At 66.5% G+C, this 6874-nt stretch carries 6 protein-coding genes and 1 pseudogene; 4 read left to right on the top strand and 3 right to left on the bottom strand.

Annotated features, from left to right (window positions below):
• The first annotated feature begins 141 nt into the window (after window positions 1–141).
• Complete coding sequence (locus ABFX50_RS50095) at window positions 142–1050, top strand: IS3 family transposase (protein ID WP_346158277.1); 909 nt, start codon at window positions 142–144, stop codon at window positions 1048–1050.
• Window positions 1051–2133: 1083 nt separating this feature from the next.
• Here ABFX50_RS50095 and ABFX50_RS50090 read toward each other — a convergent pair.
• Window positions 2134–2844, bottom strand: coding sequence for a hypothetical protein (locus ABFX50_RS50090; RefSeq protein ID WP_346158276.1), 711 nt, complete (start codon window positions 2842–2844; stop codon window positions 2134–2136).
• A 62-nt stretch (window positions 2845–2906) separates the two neighbouring features.
• On the bottom strand, window positions 2907–3779 hold the full coding sequence (locus ABFX50_RS50085) for a ParA family protein (protein ID WP_346158274.1): 873 nt from the start codon (window positions 3777–3779) through the stop codon (window positions 2907–2909).
• Window positions 3780–4024: 245 nt separating this feature from the next.
• Between ABFX50_RS50085 and ABFX50_RS50080 the strand changes: the two genes are divergently transcribed.
• From ABFX50_RS50080 to ABFX50_RS50070, 3 genes and pseudogenes are all read left to right on the top strand, one after another.
• The gene (locus ABFX50_RS50080; protein WP_346158272.1) at window positions 4025–4285 is read left to right on the top strand and encodes a hypothetical protein; all 261 of its coding nucleotides are present in this window, start codon (window positions 4025–4027) and stop codon (window positions 4283–4285) included.
• Complete coding sequence (locus ABFX50_RS50075; protein WP_346158270.1) at window positions 4282–5421, top strand: hypothetical protein; 1140 nt, start codon at window positions 4282–4284, stop codon at window positions 5419–5421. Before ABFX50_RS50080 ends, ABFX50_RS50075 begins: the two co-directional genes overlap by 4 nt.
• A gap of 1096 nt (window positions 5422–6517) precedes the next feature.
• Window positions 6518–6661, top strand: a pseudogene (locus ABFX50_RS50070) (transposase); the annotation flags it as partial.
• 10 nt (window positions 6662–6671) lie between these two features.
• Here the strand turns inward: ABFX50_RS50070 and ABFX50_RS50065 are convergent.
• The coding region (locus ABFX50_RS50065; RefSeq protein WP_346158207.1) for a transposase at window positions 6672–6874 on the bottom strand (203 nt) is incomplete at its 5' end.

The raw sequence follows: 6874 nt of genomic DNA, 5'->3' as shown, positions 1-6874 counted from the left end.
CAGGGCGACAGGTCATCACCAAGGCACGCGGGCCAGTCTCAAACTGGGTCAGGCCCTGGCTTGTCGGGCGGTGCCTCATCAGTCTCACAGTCCTCAACGCTCGGTGGTCTTGTGGGTTCGAGAGGCGATGGGCCGGTAGACGTGGCGGCCTTCATCAGCTCCCAGAAGACCGACTACGGCGTGCCCCACGCGTTGACCTGCCGAGCCTTGGGCGTCTCGCAGTTCTGGTACTACAAGTGGCGCGACCGGGCACCGACGGCCCGGCAGCAGCGCCGCGCGGACTTGGACGCGGTGATCGAAGCCAGGTTCATCGCCTCGGGCGGCACCTACGGCAGCCCGCGCATCACTCGTGATCTGCACGAGGCGGGATGGCGGGTATCGGAGAACACCGTCGCCAGACGCATGGCCACACTCGGCTTAGCCGGCAGAGCGGCCAAGAGACGCCGGTCGCTGACCCGTCAGGGCAAACGCCCCGCCGCCACCGACCTGGTCCGGCGCACGTTCACCGCGGTCGCGCCGGACGTGTTGTGGTGCGGTGACGTCACCGAGATCGTCACCGACGAGGGCAAGCTCTACCTGGCCACGGTCGAAGATCTGTTCTCCCGCCGGCTGCTCGGCTACGCCATGTCCGAGCATCACGACGCGGCGCTGACCATCGCCTCGCTGCAGATGGCAGCCGTCACCCGCGGCGGCACCGTCGACGGGGTGATCTTTCACACCGACCGCGGCAGCGAATATAGCGCCGCCCGCTTCCAGGACGCCTGCCGGCGCTGGGGCGTCGTCCAATCGATGGGCCGGGTCGGCTGCGCGCTCGACAACGCCGCCGCCGAATCGTTCAACTCCACCCTCAAGGTCGAATACGCCCACCGGCATCACTTCGCCACCCGGGCCGAAGCCCGCCTCAAGATCGCCACCTGGATCGCCGACTTCTACAACACCCGCCGCCGACATAGCGCCGCCGACGGGCTACCCCCGATCGTCTACGAGCGGCAGATCATGACCGCGCGAACAGCCACCAAGGCGAGGTCTCAGGAGGCCATCGCCGCATAACCGAGTCTCCACGCTTTCAGGGGATGGACATCAGTAGGCACGTCTCGGCAGGAGATGCCGCCCGGAATGGTGGCAGTCCCAGCCTTGGCGGTTGACGCTGGTGACAGCTCTATGCTTGGCATGGCAGCAGGCGCTGGCTCCGGAAGCGTCGTTGCCCTACTAACGTCAGCCACGGGGTCGATCGTGGACCCGGCCGAGCCGCAGAGCGGATCGACCGGCAACGCGCGTGCCGTGTTGAGATACCGTGTTCGCAAGCTGCGGCCGCGTATTTTGCCGCCGGACCCGGTCTCACGGACGATCTCTCAGTCGGATGAGTGACCTCGGGTGACCTACGGTTTCACCGGTGAACGTGCCCCTGGGGCATGGACAGCCAGGCGTCCGCGGGTGCTGGTGATGATCTCGGGCTACTTGTGGTGGATCACCCTCTGATGCTGCCCAGCCGGTAGGCATCGGATCTGCTACGGGGCGCCGGGCGTTAGGACGTCAGTTGGAGGCGGTGCCCGGCGCGGGAGAGGGCAACGAGACCGTCACCGGCCAATGGCGTGGCGACAATCCTCAGCTCACCGAGATGATGAACGCCTTTCGCGGCGTGCGAGTCATCAGAAGGAGCGAGTGCCGTTCAACCGATCTCGGGGCCAAAGGACTGATGGGGCGGCCAAGAGGAATAGTCAAGACCTGTGGATCGATTTGGGCGGGCCCAGGTCGCTGAGGACCTTCGCGACGGCCTTGGGATGTTGACGCCGCAGGCGGCCTCGAACTCCTTGACCGCGCGGCGGGCATGGTCGACGTTCTTGGCGTTCCAGATCTCGATCACTTGGGGGTTGCTGCACCAAGGCGACAGGATCGCCGAGACACGGCTGCGGCGTCGTGAGGGCGGTAGACGGATGGCATTCAATCTCATGCCCGGCGCGTGGATCTCATCGAGCCCCGCATGCCTACACCGAGCGCATCGACACCTGGCGGCCGAGGCTGCGATGGGCGCTGCCGCCGGGGTGAGGGAGGGGCATCTCGTTGACGCCTGCGTCATTCGGTCCTGAACCCCGGAGGGCACCCGCCGTAGCCGGTGGGCGCCCTCCGGTTTAGTCACTCGCCTTTCGAGAGATCTGTCTCCAGCTCGTTCAAGGCCTCCCGCAGCTTCGACGCGATGTGTCGCGCCGCGTCCGGCTCCTCCTTCGCGAGCTGGCTCAGCCCACGCAGGTCCTCGAATGCCGACAGCGCCTTCTGATACCGCACGAGGACGGGAGAGACTGGCCCACTAGGGCTTGGTGGCGGCCGCTCCTCGGATTCCGGGCCGCCGTCGAGGTATCCCTTCTCGCGGGCCACTCGCTCCAGCACCTTGGCCGAAGGGTAACCGGAGTGCGCGGCCGTGTCCCACACCTCGCGTACGGCCTGCTCCCCGTGCTTGAGCACGGGTACCAGAACGCGGGCCTGACCCTCTTTGATTTCCCGGTCGGTGCGCCCTTCAAGAGCTTCCACGACCGGGACGGACTGGATGAGGCGGGAGGCCTGCGGCACCCCCATGTCAAGCCGGTGGCGAAGATATGATCCGAACGAGTCGTACCCGGCCTGCTTGTACAACTCGTGATCACGGATGGCACGCAAGGCCCGGCCGACGCCGATCAACCACTGGGTGGTCACCGTGCGGATGTGCTGCTCGCACTCTTCTAGCGTGGGCGGCTCGGACTCGTTGCCAAATTTGGCAACAACTGGCGCGGGCACGACGGTACCGATGATCTCACCTTCGGAGGCGATCGACGCGCCCTGTGGCGGCACCTTACCGATGAGCTCGTCCAAGACGCTCGCGGCAGCGGTCCGCTTCGTGGATCCAATGTTGAAACGCGGTCCTGGCGACTTGCTCATACGGCACGTCCCTCCACCAACTGGGTGGCGAGGTACTGGAAGTCCTTGCGTACGGTGGCGGTCGGCGCGTATTCGTGCAGCGGCAGCCGGATCGACTCCAGCGACGCCTCGCGAGCCTTAACCGATTGCCGGACACCCATCACGAGGGAGTCGGGATAGTCGCCGCATAGGGCCTCGAACACTTCACTGGTGAGGTTCGACTTGAGGACTTCTGACAGCAGGACGGCGACGATCTGGAGGTGCGGGGTGAGTCGCTGCTTGGTGAGAGCCAGGGTGCGGTTCAGCTCCGTCAGGGCGTCCAAATCGAACCCGCTGGCCTTGAGTGGGATGACGACGTTCGGTGCCCCCACAAGCGCGGCCACCGATAGCTGCCCGAGGGTAGGCCCGCAGTCGGTGATTTCGACGTCAAACGGCTCGCTGGTGTTGTTGATGGCCCAGTCGATGACCTGCTCGACACCTGGCGGTGGTGCGAGCTCGACCTGCTTGAGCGAGGTGTACGACGGGACAACGTACAGGTTCGGCACCCGCGTCGGGTAGGTGACCTGGTCGGGCGACGCTTCACCTTTGAAGAGATGGAGCAGGTTTGCGGGTTCACCCGCTCCGTCACCGAGCTGCGGAGCAAGCCAATGTGTGGCGCCGCCGCGCTGGGCGTCCGCATCCCAGACTCGGACACGGAAGCCCTTTAGGGCGAGTTCGCAGGCGAGACAGACCGCAGTGGTGGACTTCCCGGAGCCGCCCTTCTGCATGATGCAGCAGAGCCGTGCTGGCGAGGACAGGGGCTTGAAACCCGCAGGGACTCGTGGGCGCAGCCATTCGGGGAGTTCGTCACCTATTGGCGGTGGAGTGATTGACGGGGTGGGGATGGTCACGGAACCTCCTGTAAAGAATGCGCCATGGCGCATGCGACATCCTAGGGATTTCTCGCGGTTGCTTCTCGGCGGATGCGTTCCGAGCCGCGACATGAGAAGGGCTATGCCAGCCTTCTTCCTGGGGCGTCGTGGCCAAGGAGACTCTGCTGGCCTTGATGATCCCTCGTCACCCAGAGGTCGCGGTGCTGCCGCATGCGCCGCGCCACAAACGCAACCCTCGCACCTGTTGGCAGGTGCTGCGGGCGATGACGACCTGGTTTAACTGGCTGACCGCTCAGGGCGTCGAACGCCTCGGCGAGGTCACGCAGGACGACTGCGAGGAGTTCCTAGAGGACAGCTGGATGAGCTGGCCGGGCAGGGGCCAGGCGCGCCGGCTGACGCCGGGGACGATGGTGATCAAGGTGCGGGCCATCCAGACTCTGACCCTCTATGGAGAGCTCTGCAGCGGCGACCGCTACGCCGAAAGGTTCATGCCGTGGGAGGGGGAACGATCAGCGAGGTCGTGAGCAAGAAGTTCGATACGGTCAACAAGGTCGGGCCGGTACCGGATGAGGTCCTGCGGCCGCTGCTGGCGGGGGCTTCGTATCTGGTCGACGTGGTGGGGCCGCACGCCACCTTGATCGCCGAGGCCAATGCCGCCCCCGGTCAGGGACGACGGGCTGAAGTATACGGCTCCGCTGCTGCTCGCCGACGTGGTTCGCACCCGGCTGGCCGAGCAGGTTCGCTGCGGCAGGCCGTTTCCGAAGCTGGAGCCGGCCAGATCAGCTCGAAGATCAAGCTGGGGTGGGATCGTGGTGACCCGCTCCTGGAGGTGAGCCTGCGCGAGCTGAGTGAACCTTTCGGCTACCGGCGACTGCACCCGGAGCTGGTGGAGCTGCTGCACCCGCGCCGCACGCACCCCCGTGGCCCCTTTCAGCGCGAGAGCCAACTCAGGCCCCACCGACCTGGGCACGCGGATCATGGCACGTTCCTGCTCCATCTGGAGGACGCGCTGGAGCGCGTTGGCGCCGAACACCCGTGGGCGCGTGAGGCCGCGCTGGTCCCGCGTGCCGGGGATGGGCAGGAGGTGTCGTGGACCGAGCCACTGGGCTATACGCAGTTGCTATCGCTGAGGGCGGTCCTGCTCACCGCTGCGGGGATGATCCTGTTCGCGCTGACCGACATGCGCTCCAGCGAGGCGGCGGAGATCGTCGTGGGCTCGTGCCAGGAACCCTCGCACACCGTCGGTGGAGGCCGCCGGTTCCGGCTGGCTGGCAAGGTCATCAAACACCGGCAGTGTGCCCTTCGGCGGCCTGTAGGGTCATTGTCACCGACGGCCTTCTTGAGCAAACCTCTGCCGGAGCGCGCAAGACGCGCGCAAGACGCACGGGCAGCCCGCCGAGCCGAAGTGGCACACACGATGTTCCCTGGTTTCGTGGACACCCACCTACATGCCGTGGGTGCACCGCAGTCCTCCGAGACGTGGGCGGCCCTGTTGCGACAGGGGATCGACGGTGATTCTCGGACAGGACGAGCTGGGTATGCGCCTGCAGGGGGCGGCCACAGTGGAGTACGTGCGCCGATACTTCGGCACGGTCGACGGGCCGCAACCAACCGGACTGGCCAACGGCGGTACAGTGGCCGACCTGCTCGCAGGGTGTGATCGCGCCGTGCCCGTCAATGTGGCCTATCGGTTCCTGCCGCGACCATATGGCATGCCGTCCTCGGGCTGTCAACCTCCGGCCGACGACGGCGCGCTCGCCACGATAGCGGACATGGTCAGGCAGGGGATGAACGAGGGTGCCGTCGGACTGTCAAGCGGCCGGGAGTACATGCCTGGGGCGCACGCCGACGCAGCGGAGTGGGCGGAACTCACCCGTGTGGTCGCCGCCTGCGACGGTGTCTATGTCACCCATATGCGTGGTTACGCCAATGCCGCTGGCCAGGGGTGTCCAAGGTACGGTCCATCGGCGCCGCCAGCCATGTCGCGGTGCCCATTTCGCATTACCACGGGCCAGGCGGTCTACTGGTCGATTTGGCCAACCAGGCACGCGCCGACAGCATAGACCTGACCTTCGACTCCTACCCATACCTGCGGCAGCACGCTCCTCGCGATGGCGCTGCTGTCCCTACCACGGCAGGCTGGCGGCCCTGACGCCACCTTGGCCTGCTTCGCACTCCCTGATGCCGAGCAGTATGTCCGGCAGCGCGTCACCACCCACCCCGCCCTGGGCCACTGGCACACGCCGCCAGCTCCGAGTACAGCTGGGCCGAGGGCATGACGCTCATCGAGGCCGCCAGGCGGGCGGACTGCGATCTCCCAGACTCCTCATCCACCTGCTAGTTGACTGCGACCTCGCAGTGGCCTGCCTATTCGCGAGATCGGAGGCGATCACGGAGGATGACATCCGGACAAGTGCTGCGCCATGAGGCGCAGATAGGATGTTCCGACGGCCTCTACGGCGGAACTCATCCGCATCCGCGCAGCTTCGGCGCGTCCGCGAGATTCCTCGGCTGGCACGTGCGCCACCTCCATGACTGGACATGGGCACAGGCAACCGTCCACCTGGCCGGCCGTCCTGCTCAACGCTTCAGTCTGGCGGGGCGCGGCCAGATCCGAAACGACTGGGCCGCAGACCTTGCTGTGGTCGACCCTGCCCGTGTGGAGGACCGATCCGACTACGAGCGGCCGCGTCAGCTCCCAGTCGGTGTCGATCACGTGCTGATGGCGGGCGTTTCCCGTGCTGGTCGATGGTGGCGCCATCCCCGACGATCAGCGGCACCGTCCCAAATGGCAGCAGGCGCTGGACATGCTCGATGAGCTGGCCGCCTGGGGGCGGGTCCCGCCGCTGGTGGTGGCCGACGCCGGATACGGCGATGTGACCGCGCTACGGCTCGGCCTAAGACAGTGACTCATTTGGTGAGTCGGCGGTAGCAAATGAGAGCTGCAGCGATGGCGACGAAGGACGCGAAGTGGTCGGCCCGGCGTTCGTAGCGCCGGTGTAAGCGGCGGCAGCCAGCCAGCCACGAGACCGTCCTTTCCACGACCCAGCGGTGGCGTCCCAGGCGTTGGCTGGATTCGATCCCGCGGCGGGCGATGCGCGGGATGATGCCCC

Origin of the sequence: Nonomuraea recticatena, from assembly GCF_039533245.1 — a bacterium.
GTDB lineage: Bacteria > Actinomycetota > Actinomycetes > Streptosporangiales > Streptosporangiaceae > Nonomuraea > Nonomuraea roseola.
Note: the sequence above shows the minus strand (reverse complement) of the source record. Positions and strands in the feature narration are given on the sequence as shown.

Coding starts and splice junctions, on each gene's coding strand:
- ABFX50_RS50080 (WP_346158272.1), top strand. CDS start 4,025: ATGACGACCTGGTTTAACTGGCTGACCGCTCAGGGCGTCGAACGCCTC.